This is a genomic window from Ruegeria sp. D1(2025), from assembly GCF_056536425.1.
This window is the reverse complement of the sequence record NZ_JBQFPO010000002.1, coordinates 363,810-388,131: the sequence shown is the minus strand read 5'-3', so window position 1 is coordinate 388,131 and position 24,322 is coordinate 363,810. Positions and strand designations below refer to the sequence as shown.

Genomic DNA, 24,322 nt, shown 5'->3' with positions numbered 1-24,322 from the left:
CCGATTTTAGTCCAACGTGACATTCTGCGCATTGATATATTTTCGTCCAGCCTCAATCGCTTGCCGGACGGCATCGCCGACGGGCAAGTGGCGGCTTTTGGCCAGTTTGATCAACATGGGAAGGTTTGCGCCGTAAAGTATGCGACGATCCTGCGGGGCGCAGGCCCGCATGCTCAGATTCGACGGGCTGCCGCCAAACAGGTCAGTCACGACAACGACACCATCGCCAGCGTCGACCTGATCCGCAGCGCGGCATATTTCGCTTTGTTTGGCGTCGCGATCATGATCGGCCTCGATCGGTATCGCGACAAGACCCGGCTGTGTCCCGACCACGTGCTGCATCGCGGCCAGGTATTCTTCGGCCAGCCTGCCATGCGCTACAATTACGATCCCGATCAATCCGGCCTCACATTCAACGAGCGTCGTTCCATTTCGCGGTGTCTGATTGCCACCTGCTGGCCCTCTTCCGCAAGGGCTTTTGCGACCGCTTCGGCCATCGCGACCGAGCGATGTTGCCCACCTGTGCAGCCAAACGCAACCGAAAGATGCGCCTTGCCCTCGGCCCGGAAGGCCGGCAGCAAAAGCCTGAGCAGATCGACGACCCTGTCGAAGAACGGTCCGTAGTTCATATCCGACTGAACATAGCTTGCAACATCCGGGTTTCTACCATCGGCCGCGCGCAATTCAGGGCGCCAGTACGGATTGGCCAGAAACCGGCAGTCAAACACCATGTCCAGTCCCCTTGGCAGGCCGCGCTTGTACGAAAAGGATTCAATCGACACCGCCAGATGTCGGCCGCCCTGAGGTGCGAACCATCGCTCGACCTCATCGCGCAACTGATGGACATTCAGTGCTGTCGAGTCGATCAGCGTATCGGCAATTTCGCGGATCGGGTCCAGAAGCTCCTTTTCCTGGCGTACGCCGGATTCGGGGCTGGAATCCCTTGCCACCGGGTGCCGCCGGCGGGTTTCGGAAAAGCGTCGCAGCAGCACGTCATCGCTGCAATCCAGATAAAGGGTGGTCAGATCGACCTGTTCCATCCGGCTGAGTTTCGCCACCAGTTCAATGAATCCGATGGTTGAAAAATCGCGGTTGCGCGCGTCGATCCCAAGCGCCATGGGCCGGTCGCTTTCCGGGCCATCCAGAAGGCGTGTCAACAGCCCCATGGGCAGGTTGTCGATGGCTTCAAAGCCCAGATCTTCGAGAACATGGATTGCGGTCGAACGTCCGGCACCCGAAGGCCCGGTGACCAGAACGATACGCCGCTGTGCTGTCAGTTCCCGGGCCATTCCGGATCCATTCGTCCCATTTTCATAAATTGTACCAATGCTGCGGCCAAATTGGGGACTTCACCGCCCCAAAGCAAGGGAACAGGATGCCTCAGCAGAACCACCATCCGTGGCTCGGGCAGACGTGCGGGTTCGCTCTGGTCCAGATCCGCAACGAGGCTGACAGGAACCGGACCCTTAGAGTCTGCGCGCAACAGGCCGATACCACGCGCCTCGATCACGCCCCGCAGCTCCGGAACGGCGTCGGCGATCACATGGCCATCCCGTGCATGCAGATTGACCCGATCGTCCGCAACAAAACTCGCCCCCAGCGCCATCATCTGCAGCGCCAGTGACGACTTGCCCGCGCCCGAACGCCCCACAATCAGAAGGCCGTGCCCTTCGACGCTGACGCAAGCGGCATGGATACAAGCTGTGTTCTGTTGTTCGATGGCAGAAAGGGTCGGGCTGGACATATGCCTACAAAGGAAGCCCGACAACAAACCGGGCGCCCAAAGGATCCGAGGTTATGTCCGCTTCGGTCGGACGGATGTTCTCCGCCCAGATCACGCCGCCGTGGGCCTCGACAATCTGTTTTGAAATCGCAAGTCCCAAGCCGGAGTTGTTCCCGAAATGCTCGACCGGGCGCTGCGAGTAGAAGCGTTTGAACACTTTGGTCAGCGCCTGATCGGGTATGCCCGGACCGGTATCTTCCACCACCACCAGAACCCGGTTCTCGCGCTGTCGTACCCAGACCCGAATGGCATCGCTTTCCTCGCAGAAGGAAATCGCATTGGTGATCAGATTGACGAAAACCTGTGCCAGTCGCGCCTCAAGCCCGTTGATCACAATCGGATCGGGCGGCAGATCGGTGATGTAGTCGATCCCTTTCGACCGCGCGTCTTCGCCCAGATACTGCCCAAGATTGCCCAGCAGCTTGAGCAGATCAAAGGGCTGCTCTTCTTCCTTAACCAGTTCGGCATCCAGTCGGGATGCGTTGGAAATATCACTGACCAACCGGTCCAGGCGCCGCACGTCATGTTCGATCACGCCCAAAAGTTTCTCGCGCTGGTCGTCGCGTTTGACCATGCGAAGCGTCCCGACTGCCGATTGCAGACTTGCAAGCGGGTTCTTGATTTCATGCGCCACGTCCGCCGCAAACTGCTCGTTCGCATCGATCCGGTTGTAAAGCGCGGTCACCATCCCTCGCAGCGCTCCGCTGAGCTGCCCGATTTCATCGGGGCGGGCGCTGAGGTCGGGAATTCGAATGCGGCCCGGATTGACACCAGCCCCCCTGTCCCTGCCCATCTCGGCAGCCGCCGCCAGATCCGCAAGCGGGTTGGCGATGGTTGATGCAAGAACAAGGCTCAGGCCGACGGACACCAGCAGGGCCACCACGAACATCTGCAGAATGCGCTCCTGCTCCTGCCGGGCAAGCGCATCAATCTCACCGGCCGGACCGGCCATGGCAACGGCACCGACCGGGCTTCCGTCAAACAGAATGGGCGCAGCCGCCACGATTGCGGTTTCCCCTGCATCATCCTGAACCGCCTGCATTTGAACATTGCCCAGCAATGCCTGCGGGATGATTTCCTGTACGCGTTGTGCAAGCGTCGGTGGATCGGTTTCCTGCGGTTTCGTGAATACTGTCGTCAGACCCATCCAGACGGCATTGAGACCGTCACTGATAACTGTACTGCCGGTTGGCGCATCGGCCCCTGCTTCCAACCCGAGAGGCATTTGCGCCGGCAGCGAAGCGCCTCGGGTCCAGCCGATCAGGGTGCCCTGGGCATCATAAATGAAGACCTCGCCGCCATCGGGCAGTGTAAGTCCGGACAGCGTGTCCCTGACATCCAGATCAGCAGCGTCCCGGGGGCCGTCGGAGTCCGCCTGACGCAGCTGGGTTTCGAACACGTTGCTGACCAGCTGGGCATCACCCACCAGATTGCGCGCCGTCTGCTGGACCCGCTCCTTGCGTGAATCGTCCAGATACAGCAACCCGGTCACAAGAATGACCAGGGCGATCAGGTTGAACGTGATAATCTTGCGCGCCAGAGGAGAGCCGCGCAGAGAAAACAGATTGCGTCGCGACCGCGTTGCCCTGAGTTCATGGGACTCGGGATCATGCGGGATGACCCAGTCATCCCCCAGAACGACATCTCCGTCGCGCAGCGCATTGGCTTGTTCGGTATCGCGCACGAGACCCGGCTACCCCTTATCAGAAGGCTGTTCTTATTCTTCGTTGTATCTGTACCCGATGCCGTACAGGGTTTCGATGGCCGAAAACTCAGGATCTGCCGCGCGCATTTTCTTGCGCAGCCGCTTGATGTGGCTGTCGATGGTGCGGTCGTCGACATAAACCTGATCGTCATAGGCCACATCCATCAACTGATCGCGGCTTTTGACGAACCCCGGTCTCTGCGCCAGCGCCTGCAACAACAGGAACTCGGTCACTGTCAGCGAAACATCGGTGCCCTTCCAGCTTACGGCGTGGCGCAGCGGATCCATCCGAAGCTCGCCACGCTCCATGACCTTGGCGTCGCCAGAGGCGGCAGCGGACACATCGCCCTCGGTCGCTTCCTGCCGGCGCAGCAACGCGCGGATACGTTCGACCAGAAGACGCTGTGAAAAAGGCTTTTTGACATAGTCATCCGCGCCCATGCGAAGGCCCAGAACCTCGTCGATCTCGTCATCCTTGGATGTCAGGAAGATCACCGGCATCTGAGTTTTCTGGCGCAGCCTTTGCAACAGGTCCATGCCGTCCATGCGGGGCATCTTGATGTCCAGCACCGCCATGTCCGGCAATTTCTTGTTGAATGCATCCAGGGCAGCTTGCCCGTCATTATATGTTTCGACCTCAAAACCCTCGGCTTCGAGCGTCATGGATACCGACGTCAGAATGTTCCTGTCGTCATCCACCAGTGCAATCTTTGACATCGGGTTCATCCCTATTCCTGCTCACTCTTGCAATAATTGGCTTATTTGTAAGGCATTGTTGGCGTTTTTAGGACGCCGAATCAATCCGTAACTGCGAATCGTGCCTTTCTTGGGGCAAGCTTGCGGCAAATTTGCCTTGCTGCCCGCAAATTGCCGCCCAGATTTTTGGCGGAAAATTCTTGGTGGCGCTAAACTTGTACTTGGTTGCGCTAACTGCGCCAAACCGTCCTGTTCATGCCCTAAATGACCGTGATAAGACCCGCCCATCCGCCGGTTTTTCCCGGCATACTGCCCCAAGAGCGCATAAGGCCAAACAGCCTTCGCGCCGCCACAGGAGAAGACACACATGACATCTGGACGGGTTAACCCGCAATTCCGCCTCGAGGATCAGGGCATCGAGGGTCTGGGCAATGTCTATTACAACTTCATGGAACCGGCGCTGATCGAAGAGGCGCTGAAGCGCGGCGAGGGCACGCTGGGCAATGGCGGCGCGTTTCTGGTTACGACTGGCAAATTCACAGGCCGGTCTCCGAAAGACAAGCATGTTGTCAAGACCGACAGCGTCGCCGACACCATCTGGTGGGAAAACAACGCCGCAATGACCCCCCAGGGCTTTGACGCGCTATATGAAGATATGCTGGCCCATATGAAGGGTCGCGACTATTTCGTGCAGGACCTCGTCGGTGGCGCCGATCCCGCCTATTCGATCAACGTGCGCATGGTCACCGAGCTGGCCTGGCACAACCTGTTCATCCGCCACCTGCTGCGACGGCCGGACCGCGCTGACCTGGACGAGTTCACCGCGGATTTCACCGTCATCAACTGCCCCAGTTTCAGCGCAGACCCGAAAAAGCACGGCTGCCGCAGCGAGACCGTGATTGCGCTGAACTTCGACCGCAAGCTGATCCTGATCGGCGGCACAGAATATGCAGGTGAGAACAAAAAGTCGGTCTTTACCCTGCTGAACTACATGCTGCCCGAAAAGGGCGTGATGCCGATGCACTGCTCGGCCAACCATGCTGTGGGCAACCCGGTTGATACCGCCGTGTTCTTCGGCCTGTCCGGCACCGGCAAAACCACCTTGTCCGCCGACCCGTCCCGCGTGCTGATCGGCGATGACGAGCACGGCTGGTCCGACCGCGGCACTTTCAACTTCGAAGGTGGCTGCTATGCCAAGACCATCAACCTGAATGCCGAGGCAGAACCCGAGATTTACGCCACCACCACGAAATTCGGCACGGTGATCGAGAACATGGTCTTCGATCCCGAGACCAAAAAACTGGATTTCGACGACGATTCCCTGACAGCGAACATGCGTTGCGCCTATCCGCTGGAATATATCTCGAACGCATCGAAATCGGCGTTGGGCGGCCATCCAAAGAATATCATCATGCTGACCTGCGACGCATTTGGTGTTCTGCCCCCGATTGCGCGGCTGACACCGGCGCAGGCGATGTATCACTTCCTGTCAGGCTTCACGTCGAAAGTCGCCGGTACCGAGCGTGGCATTACCGAGCCTCAGCCCACATTCTCGACCTGCTTTGGCGCACCTTTCATGCCGCGCCGCCCCGAGGCCTACGGCAACCTGCTGCGGGACAAGATTGCCCAGCACGGCGCGACCTGCTGGTTGGTGAACACCGGCTGGACCGGAGGCGCTTACGGCGTTGGCAGCCGGATGCCCATCAAGGCAACCCGCGCGCTGCTGACTGCGGCGCTGGAAGGGTCGCTGGCGGATGCGGAATTCCGCAAGGATGCCAGCTTTGGCTTTGACGTTCCGGTCTCGGTTCCCGGTGTGCCCGAAGTCTTGCTGGACCCGCGCCGCACATGGGACGATCAGGCGGCCTTCGACAAACAGGCTGAAAAACTGGTGCAGATGTTTGCCGAAAACTTTGAGCAATATCTGCCCTTTATCGACGAAGACATCAAAGCTGTCGCGATCGGATAAGGCAATTTCAGGGGCCGCAGCGCCCCTGATTTCATCCGGACCCGGGTGAAAGGCGCGGCACTGCTCGCCATATAGATGTATTCACCCATATGTGTTGGCAATTGCATTGCCTGATGCAGCGAATTGCGCTACCCACGTTTTCATTAAGGTCAAAAAAATGCCCGGCACGAAACGCACCGGGCCGCAACTGAAAGAACTTTTGGGCAGCTCTCAAGAACTCACTCACCTTGGAAATTGAGCAGCCTAATCAGGAAACCAGTTTAGTCCCAGAGGGATGAGTGTCAATATGAGACATGCCAAATACAGCACCACACTGCATGTTTCTCATCACCACGGGTGACTGAAACCTGACTAAGGGGAAAACGGAAAATCATGACGGAAATTTCGAAACTCACTGAATTGCGCAAACTCATGCAGAGCATGGAACGAACGCTGGGCCTCGAGAAGCTCTCTCCGGTTGAGCGCGATATCTACTATGCCGCCGAGGAACTGTCCAAATCCGACGAGGAAGTGCGCACTTTCGGTTTGATCGAACACACCCTTGTCAAAAGCGTTTCGCGCCCGACATTCTTCCGCGCGCTGAAATCGCTGGTCCAGAAAGGGTATCTGTCACAAAGCGGCAGCGCCAACCGGGGGCGGTATATCGTTCATGCACCCAGATGAAGCCGCTGCGTTTCGTGACGACGGCTGATTGTCGTGCGCAAATGGGCTACCGAAACCTTCTACGCCTCTTTGGCCTATGTGGTGGTATCGTTCCTCACGTTTGAGGTTCTGATGCCCCTTCAGAACGTGTTTTTTCCTGAATACCCCAGCCGGGCCAGCCTGTTGTTTCTGCCGCATGGCGTACGGGTTCTGGCCGCCTGGCTGTTGGGATGGCGCGCCGTTTTTGCACTGCTGCCGGGTGTTTTCATCGTCTTCGCTTATGTCGGCGGATGGGACGTGTTCCTGCCCAGCCGCCTGATGGCGATGGTCATCGCCGTCGCGACCGCACCTGCGGTGTTTTATCTGTGTAAGGGGCTTGGTTGGGACCTATTTCCCCGGCCCGGCAAACGGCCATGCTGGGCCTGTGTCATGGGTGTGGGGATTGTCACGTCGTTTCTGGTGTCGATCCTGACCAACATGGCCTTTGGCAGCGCCACGGCGGAATACATCGCCTTCTTGATTGGCGATATCTCTGGTTTGTTTTTCCTGATGCTGATCCTCTACTTCTCGTTCCGCTACGCGGACAGCCGGGCCTGATCCTTCAACCCGTCAGCCCCCGGCGAAGCAGATTCAGACCGCCGATCAGCAACACGATCAACGTCACCTTGCGGAACCGAGCCTGATCAATCCGTGCCTGGAGCTTCAGCCCTGCCCACAACCCAATGACCGCCGGTGCGATCAGAAAACCGGAAAATGCGGCCGTTTCCATGCGCAGGATGCCTGATCCCAGATGGGCAAAAACCAGCGCCACCGCACCCAGCCCGTAAACGACGCCCTGAACCCGCATCTGATCTGCCTTCGGCGTGTTGAGGGCCGTCAGGTACATCACGGTCGGCGGCCCCCAGATGCCTGACATACCGCCCACGAAACCGGCAACCGAACCCATCGCCGCCTCAATCCAGGCTGAAGGTTTCGACAATGTCAGCTTTGATCCCAAGACCTGAATCAGCGCAAAGAACGTCACCGGCGCGCCGATCATCAGCAACAGCGTTCGCGGCGGAACCAGGCTGACCAGTTGGGCACCCGCCAACAAAAACAGCAGCCCCACGATCAGAAACACACGGAACCTTCGGATGGACGACACCGCTGCGGGGACACCTTCGCGCAACGCCTGAACTCCGTTTGTGACCAAAGTTGGCAGGATCAGCCCGGCCACGGCCCATTCGGGCGGCAGGAAGATGCTCAGTCCCGAAACCAGAACCATGGGCATGGCAAATCCGACCATTCCCTTGATGCAACCGGCAAGAAAGGCAATCGAAACGGCCAGCGCCAGATCCTGTGTCGACAGTATTGAAAACCATGTCATGCGTCGTTGATACCACTCCCAGATTTCTCTGCACCGCAAAACTCATCGGGTAATTTTTGAACTTTTTACCCGCAAATTTCGTATTTTTGTTGCGCTGCATGTGCAGCATGATATGACCAGACGACCCAGAGAAGGACGTGATTCATGGCCCATGACGGACAGGATATGACCCAGATGACGACACCTGCGATTTTGCCCGATCTGCTGACCCTGACCCGAGCTGCCGTTCCGGCGGTCGAGGCGGTTTTTGAACGGGCGCGGGAATCCGTCCGCGATATGGTCAGCGCTGACGGTAAGATTTCGGGGGCACTGATCGAAGCCAACCAGACCGCCGCGCACGGCCTTGCATGGCTGGCTACCTATAATCAATCCCTGCAACAGATGCAGCGTTGGGCCGAAACGCTGGAGGCCGACGGCAAGTTCGGTGAAATCGAACAGCTGCTACACCAGATCGCCTTTGGCGAATACTTGCATCAGGTCGCGGGCGGCATTCCGATGAACCAAGGCGAGGTTGTGCGCCTGCAGGATCTGGGGCTGGGCTGGGACGCGTTGTCCGGGTTCCAGTGTTCCGAAGTTCAAACCCTGATGGCACAGGCCAATTCACAGGCCGCACGCAGCCGTCTGGTCGCGCTGATGCAGGATCAGTCCGGCGCCACCATGTTCGGCGCCTCGGGTCTGGACGAAGAGCTTGAAATGATCCGCGACCAGTTCCGCCGCTATGCGCAGGAAAAGGTCGAACCGAACGCGCATGACTGGCACCTCAAGGATGAACTGATCCCGATCGAGATCATTGAAGAACTGGCGGAAATGGGCGTCTTCGGCCTGACCATTCCCGAAGAATTCGGTGGGTTCGGTCTATCCAAAGCCTCGATGTGCGTGGTGTCCGAGGAACTGTCACGCGGCTATATCGGCGTTGGTTCTCTGGGAACCCGGTCCGAGATCGCGGCTGAACTGATTATTGCGGGCGGCACGGATGAGCAAAAGACGCAATGGTTGCCCAAGATCGCCAGCGCCGAGATCCTGCCGACTGCCGTGTTCACCGAACCCAACACCGGCTCGGACCTTGGCAGCCTGCGCACCCGTGCGGTCAAGGACGAGAACGGTGATTACAAGATCACCGGCAACAAAACCTGGATCACGCATGCGGCGCGCACCCATGTGATGACCCTGCTGGCGCGCACCAATCCCGACACCACCGATCACCGCGGATTGTCCATGTTCCTGGCGGAAAAGACGCCCGGTACGGATGAAAACCCCTTCCCCACCCCCGGCATGACCGGCGGTGAGATCGAGGTGCTGGGCTACCGCGGCATGAAGGAATACGAGCTGGGTTTTGACGGCTTCCACGTCAAGGGCGAGAACCTGCTGGGCGGCGAAGAAGGCAAAGGCTTCAAGCAGTTGATGGAAACCTTCGAATCCGCGCGTATCCAGACGGCGGCACGCGCCATTGGTGTGGCGCAATGCGCGCTGGATATTGCCATGCAATACGCGCAGGACCGCAAGCAGTTTGGCAAATCTCTGATCAACTTCCCGCGTGTGTCGGGCAAGCTGGCCATGATGGCGGTCGAGATCATGATCGCGCGACAGCTGACCTATTTCAGCGCCTGGGAAAAAGACCATGGCCAGCGCTGCGATCTTGAGGCCGGAATGGCCAAGCTGCTGGGCGCGCGTGTCGCATGGGCGGCAGCGGATAACGGGCTGCAAATTCATGGCGGCAACGGCTTTGCGCTGGAATACAAGATCAGCCGCGTGCTGTGTGATGCGCGCATTCTGAACATTTTCGAAGGAGCTGCCGAAATTCAGGCTCAGGTTATCGCGCGACGCCTGCTCGGCTGACCGGTTTTCGGCATCTCTGTTTCCCCAACTGGACCCGGTCTTGCGCCGGGTCTTTTCTTGTTTTGTCGGATTTGCACGCGCCTGGACCTTCCGGCTGTTCGTATTTCACATGCGCAAACTGGCATTGGCCGGGTGCGGACCAGGATTTGCCACTGAATAGGGGCATGAGAATTTCCCCCTCTGATTCCGCGCGAAACTGGGGTAAAGCATCCCGCGGAACAGACGGAACCACACGGGCAGTTGGTAAACAAAGAATGACCAGAATATTTTTTGCACTTTGGGTGACCCTGACCGCGATCGCCCTGAGCGGCTGCGCGACCACGCAGCCGACAGCGGGCCAAAGCGACATCGACGCGCTGGCGCAAGCGATCGGAGGCCTCGGCCCCGACGTTGACCCGGCCGAGGCGCAAAGGGCCGCCACAATCGCTTACACCTATTCGCAGCGTCTGGCGCGGGAATGGCAGGTCGAGGATCCGGCCATCATCCACAACGCCAAGGTCATCAACGGTTTTCGCGAATATGGGTTGTGCAATGACTGGGCCGAGGCCATGACGAAGCGGCTGCGGCAGGAGGATTTCCGCACGCTTGACCTGAACTGGGCCACATCTCCGCCGACGGCGTTCCGGATCATCCACCATTCGGCATCGATCAGCGCCACGGGGGCGTCGTTGTATGACGGCATTATCCTAGACCCGTGGCGCAACAGCGGCGCCTTGCACTGGGCACCGGTGCGCGAGGATACCAAGTATAACTGGCGGCCCCGAAGCGAGGTGCGCGCTGAATTGCTGAGCGGCGAGATACCTTATTGATCTGGATCACACAGGTTTCGCCAACATGCGCAAGAGGATAAGATACCGTCATGACACGCCTGATCCTGACTCTGCCCCTGCTGGCGTTGCTGCAATGCAACAAGGACGAATCCGTGGCCGCCTATGGCGCGGCGGACCGCACATGGACCTTGCAGGAAATCGACGGGCAGTCATTTGAAGCCAGCGCCCTGCTGCGGTTCCCCGAAGAGGGCAGGATCGAAGGCAACGCACCTTGCAACAGCTACAGCGGCACCTTGAACGCGCCTTATCCGTGGTTCGAGGTCACGGACCTGAACGCAACCCGCGCGGCCTGTGCGGGGCTTGAGGCCGAAGGGTTTTTTTTCGCGGCCCTGCTGGCGATGACCCAGTCCGAGGTGTCGGGTGATGTGCTGATCCTGCGCAATGAGGACGGGCACGAGATGGTATTCAAAGCCGTCGAGTGAGCTGATCCAGAAACCGCGCCCGGGCCGCTGGCAAAGGGTGGTGGCCCAGTGCAGGCGCCACGCGGTGTTCCAGAAAATAGCCCGTTGTTTTCAGCCCTTCGACGATCTCGGCATCCGGTGCCTGCCCTTCGCCTCGCAGGCAGGGGGGCAGCGGCAACAACCGGTCGGCCCATTCTCCGGCGCCAGCGGCACTGACGGCCCGGCCCGATTTAGGCGAGACATAGATCAACCCTTCGGTTGCGCCGGTCGCCGCACAGGCCGACAGGTCGAGGCCAAAACCCAGTTCTTCCAGCAGGGCCAGCTCCCAGCGCAGATAGGCCAGTGGCCAGATGTCATCCTGCCCCAGCAGATCCATCAGTTGTTCGGTCTGCTTGTAGATGCCCGGATGCGGTTCCCGCTCGGGCAGGCAGAAGGACAGAAGCGACAACACCGTGTTCAGCCCGGCCAGCGCCAGACGTCCGGAAAAGGCCGCCGCCGCGCGCGATCGCAGGGGTTCGACCTGAAAGGTTCCGATATGTTCTTCAAGCCGCGCCCGCCACAGCACATCCAGCTGCGCGCCGGGCTGCAGGATCGGCGCAATCTTGCGGCTGGCCCCGCCACGTACGACACCGGCATGACGTCCATGGGTCTGGGTAAAGACCTCGATAATCGCCGCCGTTTCGCCGTGGCGGCGAGAGGTCAGAAGTATGCCGTGATCGCGCCAGTCCAAATGGGCCCCGTGCCGTTTGCTGTGCCCATTTGACCTGTGGCGGGTCAGGACCGCAACTAAGAAAGCTTGACGTGCAGGCGATATCACTCCCTAATTAACACTAGAGTTAAATAAGGATGCGATCCGATGCGCGGAATTACAATCACATATCGCTACGATGGCGACGAGACTGAATGGCTGGAAGCCATAAACACGTTCATCGCGGCGATCGACGCCGACCCCGAGGCTGCGGGGAAGTTCACCTATCAGGTCGCGGTGGCCGATGATGGTGTGTCCCGGTTTCACTGGGGACGCTGGGACAGTGCCGAGACATTGGCCCATGTGCAATCGCAGCCATATTTTTAGGCGTTTGCGCCCAAGGTGAAAATGTTTGCCGGTGATACGCTCAACGCCACCGGGCACGATATCACGCAGAAAAGCGGCGGGTGGTAGGGCCAGAGTGGTTCCACAGAATGCGGGGTCAGAACGTCACGCCCGCGTGGATCAGGATGCCGATGACCATGAGCAGATTCAGCACCATCGAGATTCCGTTGCCCACGTAAATCGGCAGTTTGCCGACCACCAGCCCGTAGGCGAACCACAGAAACGACAGACCGGCATAGAGCGACCACGAAAGCAGCGACTGACCGGTGGCGTGCTGGGAGTGAGTAAAGTAGAGCTTGATCAATTGCGGAAGGGTGGCGAACGGGCCAAAGACCCCGACGAAAACCATGAAGCCCTCGAACCGCTGCATCCAGTGGCCAAGCTCGGATTTTTCCAGTTTCTCAGCGAGTGTTTCAGCCACGCAAACACCTCATCGTCTTGTGTTGTTCCACGGATAGGCCAGTCCGTTCTGGCCAGGAGCAGGTTCAAAATAGACGCTTTGATCCGTGCGTCAAAGACCCTTCGAAGCAGGGATCATTCCAACCCCTCTTCCCCCAACAAATGCCGGCCCTGCCGGTCCTCGACCTCGATCACCCAGAGATCGGGGTCAAAGCTGCGTTGGCGCTGGATGGCGGCGTCCACGTCCGGCTCGGGGCCGCCGGACAGTTCGACCCATTTGCGTTCGCCGCTCATCAGATCAAAGCTGCGCTGGAAGGCCGTGGCCTGCCCGTCAAGCGTGTTCAGCTTGATCAGCACCGCGCCTGCCGTGTCGTCGCCATGGGCCACGACGAAGGCAGGAATTTCCTGAAAGCGAAGCCGCGCCAGATAGGCATGGACCCAGAATTCCGCCGTCAGTCGGGTCATGCGTTGCCGTCTTTGAAATCCAGACCCATTTCCGAATAGCGTTCGGATTCTTCCAGCCAGTTGGGTCGGACTTTGACCTGCAGGAACAGGTGGATTTTGCGGTCGAGGAACTCTTCCAACTCTGCCCGCGCGGCCTGGCTGACGGCCTTGATCGTCTCGCCGCGCTTGCCCAGCACGATGCCCTTGTGGCCATCGCGCATGACATAGATGACCTGATCGATTTTGGCGGAACCGTCCTTGCGTTCTTCCCAGTTCTCGGTCTCGACGGTCAGCTGGTACGGCAGTTCCTGATGCAGGCGCAGGGTCAGTTTCTCGCGCGTCATCTCGGCGGCGATCATGCGCAGGGGCAGATCGGCGATCTGGTCCTCGGGGTAAAGCCACGGGCCTTCGGGCAATTCCGAAGCCAGCCATTTGCGCAGGTCATCGACGCCATGGCCCTTTTCCGCCGAAATCATGAAGGTTTCGGCAAACGGATAGCGTGCGTTCAGATCGCTTGTCAGGGTCAGAAGTTTCTCGGACGGCACCTTGTCGATCTTGTTGATTGCCAGCGCAACGATGCGGCCCTGACCGATCTCCTCGAGACCTTCGAGGATACGCTCGACCCCTTCGGTGATGCCGCGATGGGCCTCGACCATCAGCACGACGCCATCGGCATCCGCCGCCCCGCCCCAAGCGGCGGCGACCATGGCGCGGTCCAGGCGGCGGCGGGGCTTGAACAGGCCCGGCGTGTCGACAAAGACCAGTTGCGCGTCGCCTTCCATCGCCACGCCGCGAATTCGGGCACGGGTGGTCTGCACCTTGTGTGTCACGATGGAAACCTTCGCCCCGACCATGCGGTTCAGCAGGGTGGATTTGCCTGCGTTGGGCTCTCCGATCAGGGCGATAAATCCGGCGCGTGTGGTCATGTTCAATGCGATCCTGTTTGCAACTGCGCATCCCTATAGCAGATTGGCCATGCGGGCCAGAGGGATTTGTCGCATTGCCGCCATGCGTCCGGGATGGCACGAATACCGTGCGCTCAGCCGAACCCAGCCAGGCGATCAAATCCGAAAATGAGGCACATATGAAACGCCGTGAGTTTCTTTTGGGCAGTGGGGCTGCCGCAGGCGCATTGAGTCTGGGTGGATTGGGACTGGCAGCAGGTACGCAGGAACTGGTCATTCAACCGGCCAGCTTTGCGCTTAAGGATCAGGTGACCACGGGCATGGTCAGCCTGTCACCCGACGCACCGCCGCCGGTTCTGTTTGGCACGCAGGGTGAGATGATGCGCCTGCCGGTGCGCAACACTCTGCCAGATTACACCGCCATGCACTGGCACGGGGTGCGGATTGCCAACCAGATGGACGGGGTGCCTTACCTGACCCAGATGCCGATCGGAACGGATGAGGTCTTTACCTATGAGTTCACACCCCCGGACGCGGGGACGTATTGGTACCACCCCCATTGCATGACGATGGAGCAGATGGCCCATGGGCTGACCGGGGTGATGATCATCGCCGAAGCAGAGAGCCCCGGTTTTGATAGTGAGCAAGTGGTCAACCTCCGGGATTTCCGCTTGGGCGAAGACGGGCAGTTTCTGCCTGCCTTTACCGAGCGCGGGGCCGCGCGGGCGGGTACGTTCGGAAATGTTCAGACATCGAACTGGCTAACGGGGCCGGCCTATGATCATCCGGCGGGCAGCCTGGTGCGGCTGCGGGTTATCAATTCGGATACGACCCGCATCTACAAGCTGCATCTGGCGGGGGCCGAGGCGCGGATTATCGCCTGGGACGGTCATCCGGTCGAAATCCCGCTGCCGATGCCAAGCGTGGAAGACCCCTTGCTGGTCGGTCCCGGTCAACGGGTCGATTTTGCCGTTGCGATGCCTGCCGGTGAGGGGCGAACCGTCGATCTGATGGCGAAACTGCCGGGAAGTGCACCGGTTGCCATGGCGCGACTGCGGTCTGTCGGAGCCACGCTTTCGCGGGACTTGCGGGACCTACGTCCCCTACCCATCAACCCGGTCGCCAGGCCGGATCTGGCGCGGGCCGAGGTGCACGAATTCGTCTTTGGCTGGACACCCGAGGGCGGCGCGCCCAATAACGGGTTCTGCGGTTCGCTGGGTTACAATTTCTGGTCGGTCAACAGGACCCCATGGCCAGGCGATGCGGCCCAGGGTGTCGGCCCGCTGGCCACATTGGAGATGGGCAATACCTATGTGCTTCGGCTGCGCAATGAATCGCCCAATCTGCATCCGATCCACCTACACGGGCTGGCCTTTGTGCCGCTGAAATCAAACCTGCGCCAACTGCCACCCCTGATGACCGACACTATGCTGTTGCTGAAGGACGAGGTGGCCGAGATCGCGCTGATCGCGGACAATCCCGGCGACTGGGCGTTTCATTGCCATGTAATCGAGCATCAGAAAACCGGGCTGACCGCGTATATCCGAGTGGTTTAAGCGCCGGATCGGCCGCGCCAATCCGGCCGGTAGGGGGCCAGCCCCCTCGCCCGGAAATCATCCGGGCTCACCCCCGGGATATTTTCGGCCAGATGAAGACGGATCCCTGTGGGGTTATTTCGCGAGGTCTTCAAGCAGCGCCTTGGCTGCCGCCTGTTCCGCCTGCCGCTTTGACCCGGCGGTGGCCTGTGCTTCGGTTCCGTCCTGCAGACGGGCCGCGATGGTGAAGACCGGGGCGTGATCCGGACCGCTGCGCTTGACTTCGACGTAAGCGGGCGGCTTTTGACCGCGGGCCTGCGCCCATTCCTGCAGCGCGGTTTTCGCGTCGCGGGCGTCCGCCTCGACCTTGTGAATACGATCGCCCCAGAGCGCGAGGATGACATCGCGGGCAGCCTCAAACCCCGCATCGCGGTAGACAGCGGCGATCACCGCCTCCATCGCGTCGCCCAGCAAGGCCTGTTTGCGGCGCCCGCCGGACAGCATCTCGGACCGGCCCAGTTTCAGGACCGCGCCCAGATCAATCTGGCGGGCCACGTCGGCGCAGGCCTCTTTGCGAACAAGTGCGTTGAATCGCGGGGCCAGTTGGCCTTCGGAGGCATTCTTGTCCGCCTCAAGCAAGGCGGTGGCCATCACCAGGCCCAGGACCCGGTCGCCCAGAAACTCGAGCCGTTGATTGTCGGGCCGGGTCGTCGAGGACACCGATCCGTGGGTCAGCGCGCGCAGCAGCAGTTCGAGGCTTTTGAATTCGTACCCCAAACGCCGCTGGAAGGCTTTTATTTCGGCTGAAAGCTTCAATTGACCGCCTTGAAGAAGCGGTCGCCCCGCCAGGTCCAGAAGAACAGCATCGAACGGCCAGCGGACGAGAACATGATCCGGTCGGCGCGGCCGATCAGGTTTTCATAAGGAACATAGCCGACACCGCCTGCGGACTGTGGCACGCGGCTGTCGCTGGAATTGTCGCGGTTGTCGCCCATGAAGAAATAGTGGCCTTCAGGCACGGTGTAGATGCCGGTGTTGTCGGACCCCTGATTGCGGATGTTCAGCACCTCGTAGGAAGCACCGTTCGGCAGAGTTTCGATCAGGCGGCTTTTTTCACAGGCGCCACCAATGCCGACAGGGCCGTTTTCGCAGCGCGGGCGCAGACCCTGCGGGCCTTGCGGTTCGGCAATTTCGGTGAACACGCCGTCGGGTGTTTGCTGCACGGGTGTGCCGTTCAGGATGATTACACCGTCGCGGACCTGAATGCGGTCGCCGGGCAGGCCGATCAGCCGCTTGATGAAATCGCGCCCTGTGACGGGGTGGCGGAAGACGATGACATCGCCGCGATCGGGCTCGCCTCCCCAGATGCGTGTATTGTCATCCCCCTGCATCCAGCCGCAGATATCCTCGGCATCGATGTTCAGACCGACGCTGGGGATGATCACGCTGGGGCAGGACGCGTAGGAGTAGCCGTAGGCCATCTTGTTCACGAACAGGAAGTCGCCGATCAGCAAGGTGGGCTTCATCGAGCCGGACGGGATCCAGAAGGGCTGAAAGAACAGGGTACGGAAAATGCCCGCGATCAGCAGGGCATAGACGATGGTTTTGATCGTCTCCCAGACGGCGTTACCTGATTTGGCTTCCTCGGCCATACTGCTCTCCGGTCCTTGGCTTATTGGGTTGCTACATGCGGGTCGGCCGGGGGCAAGTCAAGGCTGTGCGGGGCGATCTTGAACGGGGCGCGCCTCGATCACAACAAAGGCCTGCGCCCAGGGGTGGTCGTCCGTCAGGGTGACGTGGATGATGGCCTCATAACCTTCGGGCGTTATTTCCTTCAGCCGTTCAGCGGCCCAGCCGGTGACGTGCATAATGGGCTGGCCGGTGCGCAGATTGGTCACGGCCATGTCTTTCCACGCAATGCCCATGCGCAGACCGGTGCCCAGCGCCTTGGAACACGCCTCTTTTGCGGCCCAGCGCTTGGCATAGGTGCCCGCAGTATCGGCGCGACGTTCGGCCTTGCGCTGTTCGGTGTCGGTGAAGACGCGGTTACGGAACCGGTCACCGAACCGGTCGAGCGTACCCTGAATTCGGTCGATATTCGCGAGGTCAGTGCCGATGCCCAGGATCATTTTCTCAATTTCTTTTGTCGCCGAAGAGAGTTTTCTTTGCCTGTATAGCCTGCCCTAACACAGCGCGACAAATGGCTATGGCAACCAGTGCCCAGAACAGAAGAATGACGTTTCTCAGGATAAAATCCCAGATATCAATTCTGTGCCAATACCTGAATCCGTAAACCAATGCTGAGAGTTGCGCCGCCCACAAAACCGATACCGAAAGTCCAACCATGTAGGTGGCGTTGTACCATAAGGTAGCGTTTGGGGTCGCTGCAGTAAGTCGTTTGGACCATGGATGTGTTTGGATCAACGACGCCATAACAACCGGGAGTACCAAGACATCGAGCGGAAAGAAATACACACCATCCAGACCCAGTTTTTCTGTACCAACACCTGCATTCACATACGTCATAAGAAAAAGTATGAACAACGCTATGTATCCAACTCGATTAAACAACAAGATTTTCTGCTCGGGTGCCCATAGGTTCATCACGACACCCTTACCGTCAGTATCTTGTAACTCGCCAGCCCGAAGAACCCCGCAAAGGCCAGATCGAACCAGCGGCGGGCGCGGCGGTAGGCGCGGACCATGCGAGCGGAGGAGAACAGGAAGGCGTAGCCGACGAAGATGAGCAGTGAGCCTGCGTAGAGCATTGCAAAATAGCCCAGCAACATCAGAAGGCTGGCGTCATTCGGGGCGACGATGGCGTAGATCGAGCCCCAGCTGAGGATCGCCTTGGGGTTGGTCAGGTGGATGGCGGCACCTTTGGCGAATATTGCTTGCAGCGAGCCAGTGACCGGGTTGCCCAGCGCGACCTCATCCGCGGACAAGGCGCGGCGCAGGGCCTTGAGGGCCAGCCAGCCCAGATAGGCCACGCCGATATAACGGATCACCTCGAATACCCAGACATTGGCCAGCATGATCGCCGACAGCCCGAGCGCTGCCGCGATGCCCAATGCAGCGGACCCGGCGCAGATGCCCAATGCAAACACCAAGCCCGCGCGGCGGCCTTCGTTCATGGCGGTGCCCGCGATGCCCATCGTCGCCGGACCCGGAGAGCCGCCGGCCATCAGCCAGGCAAACCAGATGGCGACAAAGGCGGGCGTGATCATGCGCGCGCCTCATCCATCAGGCGGCGCATCTCGACAATCGCTGGTGTTAGGCCCCGGAAAATCGCCTCGCCGATCAGGAAATGGCCGATATTGAGTTCGCGCACCTCGGGGAAAGCGGCAACGGGTTTGACGGATTCATAGGTCAGGCCATGGCCCGCGTGAACTTCAAGCCCCAGCGAATGGGCGTATGTGGACATCTCGCGCAGCGCTTCCAACTCGCGCGCGGCGTCTTCCATGTGGCCTTCGGCGTGGAAATCACAGTAGGCGCCGGTATGCAGTTCGATCACCTCGGCACCGATGCGATGGGCGGCGTCGATCTGGCGCTTGTCGGCGGCGATGAAGATCGACACGCGGCAGCCGACATCCCGCAGGGGGGCGATGAAATGGGCCAGCTTGTTTTCCTCGCGCGCGACTTCGAGCCCGCCTTCGGTGGTGCGTTCCTCGCGCTTTTCCGGGACAATACACACTGCGTGCGGTTTGTGGCGCAGGGCAATTTTCTGCATCTCGTCGGTCGCGGCCATTTCGAAATTCAGGGGCACCGACAGAACCTCCATCAGCCCGTCGATATCGGCGTCCGAGATATGGCGGCGATCTTCGCGCAAATGCGCGGTGATGCCGTCCGCGCCCGCCTCTTCCGCGATCCTTGCGGCGCGCAGAGGGTCGGGATAGTCCCCACCACGTGCGTTGCGCACGGTGGCCACGTGGTCGATATTCACGCCCAGACGCAGATAGTTGTCAGACATCACGCGATTCCTTTTTCTGGTTTTGGCCCGAGCCTAGAGGCTTTGTTTCGGGAACGGCAGTCTTTGCGCCGGCCAGCCGTTTGATTTCTTCAAATTTCGCCTTGATCTTCGCCCGGCGGCGCTGCTGGTATTTGCGGATCAGCGGCAAGCTGAGATACCCGCAGATTATCCCGGCCAGAAGGCCCGGGAGTACGCCTCCAATCATGTAGGGATAAAATACCTCGCTATAGAAGATACTCAGTCCGTCCCAGTCTGCGACCCGGTCGGTGAACATCGCGAAGAAATTGTCCTTCAGATCGCCCATGGCATCGGCGAACTTGCCCATCAGACCACGGGTTTCGCTTTTTTCGAACTCGGTTCCCAGCAGGAAATGCCCGGTTTGCAGGCAGATCACACCGATGGGGACATAAGTCAGAGGATTGCCGAAAAACGTACCGCTAAGGGAGGCCAGGATATTGCCGTTGATCAGCCGCGCGCCGACCGCCGCAACCAGAAAGTGCAGACCATAGAAAGGGGTGAATGCGGCAAAGACCCCTGCCCCGATACCGCGCGCAATGCGTTCGGGCGTGTCAGGCAGGCGACGGACGCGGTGTTTGACATAGTGAAAGGCACGGGTCCAGCCCCCACGGGGATAGACAAATTCCGAAGCGATCCGGGCAGGCGAGCGTCGGTCTCGGCGCTTGAAAACCACTCGTGATCACCCTCTCTCAACCAGCCGCCACTGCGGTTTTAGTCCGATCCCTGAAACGCTCCACCGCGGCAACGTCGCTTTCCGCTTCGAGCATCAGCATCAGCGAATGCAACTGCTCCAGATCACGCAGTTCGACATTGATCAGCAGGCGGTAAAAATCCGGTTTTCGGTCGACAAATTCCAGGTTCGAGATATTGGCCTTTTTCTCGCCGATCAATGTGCAGATTCGCCCCAGCACACCGGCATCATTGCCGATGGTCAGATCCAGTGTCGCGCCATAAACCGCCTGATGGGTGCCGTGATGCCAGTGCAGATCAACCCAGCGCTCGGGCTCATCCTCGAATTCGGACAGGCGGTCGCAGTCAATGGCATGGACCACCACGCCCTTGCCGCGATAGGTGATGCCAACGATGCGTTCACCCGGCAGCGGCTGGCAGCAGGGTGCGCGGTCGAATTTCTGCCCCGCCTCAAGTCCGATGACCGCGCGGCGCAGCGGGATGGCATCGCCGTCGTCCTGGGTCAGTTCGGGATAGACGGCGCTGACCACCTCGTGCGCGGTCAGTTCGGCGCTGCCCAGACGGGCCAGCAATTCATGACGATCCTTCAGGCGCAGGTGCTTGGCGGCAGTGTCCAGCGCCTTGTCAGTGGCCTTGCGGCCCACATGTTCGAACCCGGCGCGGGCCAGTTCCTTGCCCAGTTTGATGAACCGCTCGCGGTCAACCTCGCGCAGGGCGCGCCGTATCGAGGTGCGCGCCTTGCCGGTGACGGCAATCTCCAGCCATGTGACCTGCGGCGTCTGGCCATCGGCGGTGATGATGTCCACCGACTGTCCGTTCTTGAGCCGGGTCCACAGCGGCACCCGGATACCATCGACCTTTGCCCCCACGCAGGCATGCCCGATGCGGGTATGGATAGCATAGGCAAAGTCGATCGGTGTCGCCCCGCGCGGCAGTTTCACCACGTCACCCTTGGGGGTGAAGCAGAACACCTGGTCGGAATACATCTCCAACTTAACTGCTTCGAGGAAGTCTTCGTGATCATCCTCGTTGTCGAACTGTTCGGTCAGATTGGCGATCCATTTGGCCGGGTCGACGGCAAACGGGTTTTCCGAGCGCACGCCATCGCGATAGGACCAGTGCGCGGCGACACCGGTTTCGGCAACGTCATGCATCTGGCGGGTGCGAATCTGAACTTCGACCCGTTTGCCGTCACGCCCCGAAACCGTGGTGTGGATCGAGCGGTAGCCGTTCGATTTCGGCTGGCTGATATAATCCTTGAACCGACCGGGCACCGCGCGCCAGCGCTGGTGAATGGCCCCGAGGGTGCGATAGCAGTCTTCCTCGCTGGGCGTGATGATGCGGAATCCGTAGATGTCCGAGAGGCGCGAGAAGCCCTGATCCTTTTCCTGCATCTTGCGCCAGATCGAATAGGGTTTCTTGGCGCGGCCAAAGACCTCGGCCTCGATCCCGGCCTTTTCCAGTTCGTGGCGCATGTCGCCGGTGATGCGGTGGATCACGTCGCCGGTTTCGCGTTGCAGGGTGATGAAGCGGCGAATGATCGACTGGCGGCCTTCGGGGTTCAGGACGCGGAAGGCGAGGTCTTCGAGTTCCTCGCGCATCCACTGCATCCCCATGCGGCCTGCAAGCGGCGCATAGATATCCATCGTCTCGCGCGCTTTCTGCACCTGCTTTTCCGGGCGCATCGCCTTGATGGTACGCATGTTGTGCAGTCGGTCAGCCAGCTTGACCAGAATGACCCGCAGGTCCTTGGACATGGCCATGAACAGCTTGCGGAAATTCTCGGCCTGCTTGGTTTCGCGGCTGGAAAGCTGCAGGTTGGTCAGCTTGGTGACGCCGTCGACCAATTTGGCGACCTCGTCGCCGAACAGTTCCGAGACCTTGCCATAGCTGGCCTTGGTATCTTCGATCGTGTCGTGCAGCAGCGCCGTGATGATCGTTGCATCATCCAGACGCTGTTCGGTCAGGATGGCGGCAACGGCAACGGGATGGGAAAAATAGGGCTCGCCGGAGTGGCGGAACTGCCCTTCGTGCATCTGCATCCCGAACTCATAGGCGCGGGCGATGCGATCAGCATTTGTCTTTGGGTTGTAGTTGCGGACCAGCGCAATCAGGTCGTCAGCAGAAATCATCCGGTCCGCACCCTCATTCTTTGGGCTTACCCCTGACCCTGTGCCTCCATCAGAGCGCGCAGGAGCTTTTCTTCCGACATGTCGTCATCGGCAGGCTTGTCCGATTCCGCACCCATCAGCAGCGCCATCTGATCTTCTTCCGGCTCATCAACCTCGATCTGGGTCTGGTTGGCTTCGATCAGACGCTCGCGCAGGTCATCCGCGCTTTGGGTTTCGTCGGCAATCTCGCGCAGCGACACGACGGGGTTCTTGTCGTTGTCGCGATCCACGGTGATCGACGCACCGGCGGAAATCTCGCGCGCACGATGGGCGGCAAGCATCACCAGTTCGAACCGGTTCGGTACCTTGTCTACGCAGTCTTCAACCGTCACGCGGGCCATTGAGCGCTCTCCGTTACTGAATCCATGTCAGGAAGGGGATTATCTAAGCGCGAATCCCGGCATTGACAAGCGGGAAATACCGAAAATGCGCGGATCACAGCGGCGTAACCTGCGCAACGTCTTCAGGCGGCAGAGCTGCGACCATCTCGGTCACTGTCCGATCCAATACGGGATGCTGCCAGTCGGGCACCACATCAGCCATCGGAACCAGAACGAAAGCCCGGTCCTGAAGGCGTGGGTGCGGCAGGATCAGACGGTCGGGGGCCTGACGGGCCTGGTCCTGCGTCGGCAGGGTGCGCCAGCGGTCATGCTCCGCCCGGTCCGGATGCACCTGGTCGCCGTAACAGATCAGATCCAGATCCAGCGTCCGCATCCCCCACCTCTGCGCGCGTTCGCGCCCGAACTCATGCTCGACCTCGTGCAGGATCTGAAGCAGGTCCTCCGGTGCCAAATCTGTTTCGATCAAAGCTGCCGCATTGACGTAATCCGGACCCGCACCTGCGGGAAAACAGGGGGTCGCAAAAAAGCGGCTGACAGAGCGAATCACCACACCCCGGTGCGCCAGCGCATCCAGAGATTGACGTAGGGTCATTTCCGGCACGGCTCCTCTCAGACTGAGATTGGCACCCAGCGCTACAACCGCGATTAACGAAGAATTAACCATTACACCCCCTATATTCGGCGAATTGCATACTTGCGATACACATTAAAAGCACTAAATTATGGGGTATCGGGGTGCCCATAATTTTTCTCACTCGCTCACTCACGTAACAAGCGGCGCTCTGGATTATACCGGAAGGACCTATTTATGTTTTACAAGGACGAACGGCTGGCGCTGTTCATCGACGGCTCGAATCTTTATGCGGCCGCAAAAGCACTCGGCTTTGATATCGACTACAAGTTGCTGCGTCAGGAATTCATGCGCAGAGGCAAACTGCTTAGAGCTTTTTATTACACGGCGCTACTGGAAAACGACGAATACTCACCCATCCGCCCGCTGGTCGACTGGCTGCACTATAACGGTTTCACCATGGTGACGAAGCCGGCCAAGGAATACACCGACAGCATGGGGCGTCGGAAAGTAAAAGGGAACATGGATATCGAGCTTACCGTCGATGCCATGGAACTGGCACCGCGCGTAGATCATATCGTGCTGTTCTCGGGCGATGGGGATTTCCGCCCGCTGATTGCCAGCCTGCAACGCCAGGGCGTGCGCGTTTCGGTGGTCTCGACCATCCGTAGCCAGCCGCCGATGATCTCGGACGAGCTGCGTCGACAGGCCGACAACTTCATCGAACTTGAGGACCTGCGCGACGTGATCGGCCGCCCTCCGCGCGAGATGCCCGCTGAGACGCGCAGTGTCGCGGTCGCTGGCGGGCACTAACCCGGCCAACGTTTTCTTGATGGGGAAAAAATATGCGCGGTCAGGATCTGGATCCTGGCCGCGCTTTCTTTAACTAGGAACAGGTGCTGAAACACCATCTTGGTAACACCGATTCATGTCAGATCGATGACGCGGTTCTGTCTGGAC

30 protein-coding genes are annotated in these 24,322 nt (G+C 59.7%); 9 read left to right on the top strand and 21 right to left on the bottom strand.

From position 1 onward, the window contains the following. Positions 1 to 6 precede the first annotated feature (6 nt). The 6 genes from ACR1XU_RS07610 to ACR1XU_RS07585 are packed head-to-tail and all read right to left on the bottom strand — an operon-like array spanning position 7 to position 4,472. Positions 7 to 399, bottom strand: coding sequence for a PTS sugar transporter subunit IIA (locus ACR1XU_RS07610; protein ID WP_170611883.1), 393 nt, complete (start codon positions 397 to 399; stop codon positions 7 to 9). Continuing rightward, on the bottom strand, positions 396 to 1,289 hold the full coding sequence (gene rapZ, locus ACR1XU_RS07605; RefSeq protein ID WP_480903619.1) for an RNase adapter RapZ: 894 nt from the start codon (positions 1,287 to 1,289) through the stop codon (positions 396 to 398). Before rapZ ends, ACR1XU_RS07610 begins: the two co-directional genes overlap by 4 nt. After that, positions 1,274 to 1,744 carry an HPr kinase/phosphorylase gene (locus ACR1XU_RS07600; protein ID WP_480903622.1) on the bottom strand — a complete coding sequence of 157 codons (471 nt, stop codon included), beginning with the start codon at positions 1,742 to 1,744 and terminating at the stop codon, positions 1,274 to 1,276. The genes rapZ and ACR1XU_RS07600 overlap by 16 nt, the downstream gene beginning before the upstream one ends. Before the next feature lie 4 nt (positions 1,745 to 1,748). Next, positions 1,749 to 3,467, bottom strand: coding sequence for a sensor histidine kinase (locus ACR1XU_RS07595; protein WP_170805973.1), 1,719 nt, complete (start codon positions 3,465 to 3,467; stop codon positions 1,749 to 1,751). Between the two features lie 33 nt (positions 3,468 to 3,500). Then, the gene (locus tag ACR1XU_RS07590) at positions 3,501 to 4,205 is read right to left on the bottom strand and encodes a response regulator (RefSeq protein WP_170611892.1); all 705 of its coding nucleotides are present in this window, start codon (positions 4,203 to 4,205) and stop codon (positions 3,501 to 3,503) included. Positions 4,206 to 4,226: 21 nt separating this feature from the next. Next, positions 4,227 to 4,472: a hypothetical protein gene (locus ACR1XU_RS07585; RefSeq protein WP_170611894.1), complete on the bottom strand. Its 246-nt coding sequence runs from the start codon at positions 4,470 to 4,472 to the stop codon at positions 4,227 to 4,229. Between the two features lie 79 nt (positions 4,473 to 4,551). On the opposite strand from ACR1XU_RS07585, the gene ACR1XU_RS07580 reads away from it, so the two are divergent. The 3 genes from ACR1XU_RS07580 to ACR1XU_RS07570 all read left to right on the top strand — a co-directional run bounded on the left by ACR1XU_RS07580 (position 4,552) and on the right by ACR1XU_RS07570 (position 7,389). Beyond that, complete coding sequence (locus ACR1XU_RS07580) at positions 4,552 to 6,150, top strand: phosphoenolpyruvate carboxykinase (RefSeq protein ID WP_170681513.1); 1,599 nt, start codon at positions 4,552 to 4,554, stop codon at positions 6,148 to 6,150. 372 nt (positions 6,151 to 6,522) lie between these two features. Then, positions 6,523 to 6,813, top strand: coding sequence for a hypothetical protein (locus ACR1XU_RS07575; protein WP_480903625.1), 291 nt, complete (start codon positions 6,523 to 6,525; stop codon positions 6,811 to 6,813). 33 nt (positions 6,814 to 6,846) lie between these two features. Beyond that, positions 6,847 to 7,389: a hypothetical protein gene (locus tag ACR1XU_RS07570; protein WP_480440602.1), complete on the top strand. Its 543-nt coding sequence runs from the start codon at positions 6,847 to 6,849 to the stop codon at positions 7,387 to 7,389. Positions 7,390 to 7,393: 4 nt separating this feature from the next. Here ACR1XU_RS07570 and ACR1XU_RS07565 read toward each other — a convergent pair whose 3' ends face one another. Continuing rightward, a complete protein-coding gene (locus tag ACR1XU_RS07565; protein ID WP_170805971.1) occupies positions 7,394 to 8,158 on the bottom strand; it encodes a sulfite exporter TauE/SafE family protein in 765 nt (254 codons plus the stop codon). A 144-nt stretch (positions 8,159 to 8,302) separates the two neighbouring features. Between ACR1XU_RS07565 and ACR1XU_RS07560 the strand changes: the two genes are divergently transcribed. The 3 genes from ACR1XU_RS07560 (at position 8,303) to ACR1XU_RS07550 (ending at position 11,246) form a co-directional block, all read left to right on the top strand. Further along, positions 8,303 to 9,994: an acyl-CoA dehydrogenase family protein gene (locus ACR1XU_RS07560; RefSeq protein ID WP_480903628.1), complete on the top strand. Its 1,692-nt coding sequence runs from the start codon at positions 8,303 to 8,305 to the stop codon at positions 9,992 to 9,994. 254 nt (positions 9,995 to 10,248) lie between these two features. Further along, positions 10,249 to 10,803 carry a hypothetical protein gene (locus tag ACR1XU_RS07555; protein WP_480903631.1) on the top strand — a complete coding sequence of 185 codons (555 nt, stop codon included), beginning with the start codon at positions 10,249 to 10,251 and terminating at the stop codon, positions 10,801 to 10,803. A gap of 50 nt (positions 10,804 to 10,853) precedes the next feature. Next, positions 10,854 to 11,246 carry an META domain-containing protein gene (locus ACR1XU_RS07550; RefSeq protein ID WP_480812510.1) on the top strand — a complete coding sequence of 131 codons (393 nt, stop codon included), beginning with the start codon at positions 10,854 to 10,856 and terminating at the stop codon, positions 11,244 to 11,246. Here ACR1XU_RS07550 and recO read toward each other — a convergent pair. Further along, complete coding sequence (gene recO / locus ACR1XU_RS07545; protein ID WP_170681791.1) at positions 11,230 to 11,955, bottom strand: DNA repair protein RecO; 726 nt, start codon at positions 11,953 to 11,955, stop codon at positions 11,230 to 11,232. The genes ACR1XU_RS07550 and recO overlap by 17 nt on opposite strands. Positions 11,956 to 12,081: 126 nt before the next feature. Between recO and ACR1XU_RS07540 the strand changes: the two genes are divergently transcribed. Continuing rightward, positions 12,082 to 12,300, top strand: coding sequence for a hypothetical protein (locus ACR1XU_RS07540; protein ID WP_480915598.1), 219 nt, complete (start codon positions 12,082 to 12,084; stop codon positions 12,298 to 12,300). A gap of 115 nt (positions 12,301 to 12,415) precedes the next feature. Here ACR1XU_RS07540 and ACR1XU_RS07535 read toward each other — a convergent pair whose 3' ends face one another. The 3 genes from ACR1XU_RS07535 to era all read right to left on the bottom strand — a co-directional run bounded on the left by ACR1XU_RS07535 (position 12,416) and on the right by era (position 14,087). Beyond that, a complete protein-coding gene (locus ACR1XU_RS07535) occupies positions 12,416 to 12,739 on the bottom strand; it encodes a SemiSWEET transporter (RefSeq protein ID WP_170611911.1) in 324 nt (107 codons plus the stop codon). A 113-nt stretch (positions 12,740 to 12,852) separates the two neighbouring features. After that, positions 12,853 to 13,182: a DUF1491 family protein gene (locus tag ACR1XU_RS07530; RefSeq protein ID WP_170611913.1), complete on the bottom strand. Its 330-nt coding sequence runs from the start codon at positions 13,180 to 13,182 to the stop codon at positions 12,853 to 12,855. After that, positions 13,179 to 14,087 carry a GTPase Era gene (gene era, locus ACR1XU_RS07525; protein WP_170825208.1) on the bottom strand — a complete coding sequence of 303 codons (909 nt, stop codon included), beginning with the start codon at positions 14,085 to 14,087 and terminating at the stop codon, positions 13,179 to 13,181. Before era ends, ACR1XU_RS07530 begins: the two co-directional genes overlap by 4 nt. A 158-nt stretch (positions 14,088 to 14,245) precedes the next feature. On the opposite strand from era, the gene ACR1XU_RS07520 reads away from it, so the two are divergent. After that, a complete protein-coding gene (locus tag ACR1XU_RS07520; RefSeq protein WP_480903638.1) occupies positions 14,246 to 15,622 on the top strand; it encodes a multicopper oxidase family protein in 1,377 nt (458 codons plus the stop codon). A 114-nt stretch (positions 15,623 to 15,736) separates the two neighbouring features. Here the strand turns inward: ACR1XU_RS07520 and rnc are convergent, their stop codons facing one another. From rnc to folK, 10 genes are all read right to left on the bottom strand, one after another. Continuing rightward, positions 15,737 to 16,417 (bottom strand): ribonuclease III, encoded by a 681-nt coding sequence (gene rnc, locus ACR1XU_RS07515; RefSeq protein WP_480903641.1) that lies wholly within the window; start codon positions 16,415 to 16,417, stop codon positions 15,737 to 15,739. Further along, entirely contained in the window at positions 16,414 to 17,253 is an 840-nt protein-coding gene (gene lepB, locus ACR1XU_RS07510; protein ID WP_170681526.1) for a signal peptidase I, read from the bottom strand. Before lepB ends, rnc begins: the two co-directional genes overlap by 4 nt. 57 nt (positions 17,254 to 17,310) lie before the next feature. Then, complete coding sequence (acpS, locus tag ACR1XU_RS07505; RefSeq protein WP_170805962.1) at positions 17,311 to 17,730, bottom strand: holo-ACP synthase; 420 nt, start codon at positions 17,728 to 17,730, stop codon at positions 17,311 to 17,313. A 4-nt stretch (positions 17,731 to 17,734) separates the two neighbouring features. Continuing rightward, positions 17,735 to 18,205, bottom strand: a complete 471-nt coding sequence (locus ACR1XU_RS07500; RefSeq protein ID WP_170805961.1) for a hypothetical protein — start codon at positions 18,203 to 18,205, stop codon at positions 17,735 to 17,737. Continuing rightward, positions 18,205 to 18,828, bottom strand: coding sequence for a LysE family translocator (locus ACR1XU_RS07495; RefSeq protein ID WP_480903646.1), 624 nt, complete (start codon positions 18,826 to 18,828; stop codon positions 18,205 to 18,207). Before ACR1XU_RS07495 ends, ACR1XU_RS07500 begins: the two co-directional genes overlap by 1 nt. Further along, complete coding sequence (locus ACR1XU_RS07490; protein WP_480903649.1) at positions 18,825 to 19,571, bottom strand: pyridoxine 5'-phosphate synthase; 747 nt, start codon at positions 19,569 to 19,571, stop codon at positions 18,825 to 18,827. The genes ACR1XU_RS07495 and ACR1XU_RS07490 overlap by 4 nt, the downstream gene beginning before the upstream one ends. Beyond that, positions 19,564 to 20,262, bottom strand: a complete 699-nt coding sequence (locus ACR1XU_RS07485) for a DUF2062 domain-containing protein (protein WP_170611931.1) — start codon at positions 20,260 to 20,262, stop codon at positions 19,564 to 19,566. The genes ACR1XU_RS07490 and ACR1XU_RS07485 overlap by 8 nt, the downstream gene beginning before the upstream one ends. Before the next feature lie 16 nt (positions 20,263 to 20,278). Further along, a complete protein-coding gene (locus tag ACR1XU_RS07480) occupies positions 20,279 to 22,411 on the bottom strand; it encodes a RelA/SpoT family protein (RefSeq protein WP_170611933.1) in 2,133 nt (710 codons plus the stop codon). 26 nt (positions 22,412 to 22,437) lie between these two features. Then, a complete protein-coding gene (gene rpoZ, locus ACR1XU_RS07475; protein ID WP_170611935.1) occupies positions 22,438 to 22,791 on the bottom strand; it encodes a DNA-directed RNA polymerase subunit omega in 354 nt (117 codons plus the stop codon). A 94-nt stretch (positions 22,792 to 22,885) separates the two neighbouring features. After that, a complete protein-coding gene (gene folK, locus ACR1XU_RS07470; protein ID WP_480903652.1) occupies positions 22,886 to 23,455 on the bottom strand; it encodes a 2-amino-4-hydroxy-6-hydroxymethyldihydropteridine diphosphokinase in 570 nt (189 codons plus the stop codon). A 144-nt stretch (positions 23,456 to 23,599) separates the two neighbouring features. On the opposite strand from folK, the gene ACR1XU_RS07465 reads away from it, so the two are divergent. After that, positions 23,600 to 24,175, top strand: a complete 576-nt coding sequence (locus tag ACR1XU_RS07465; protein ID WP_170611939.1) for a LabA-like NYN domain-containing protein — start codon at positions 23,600 to 23,602, stop codon at positions 24,173 to 24,175. The last annotated feature ends 147 nt before the right edge of the window (positions 24,176 to 24,322 follow it).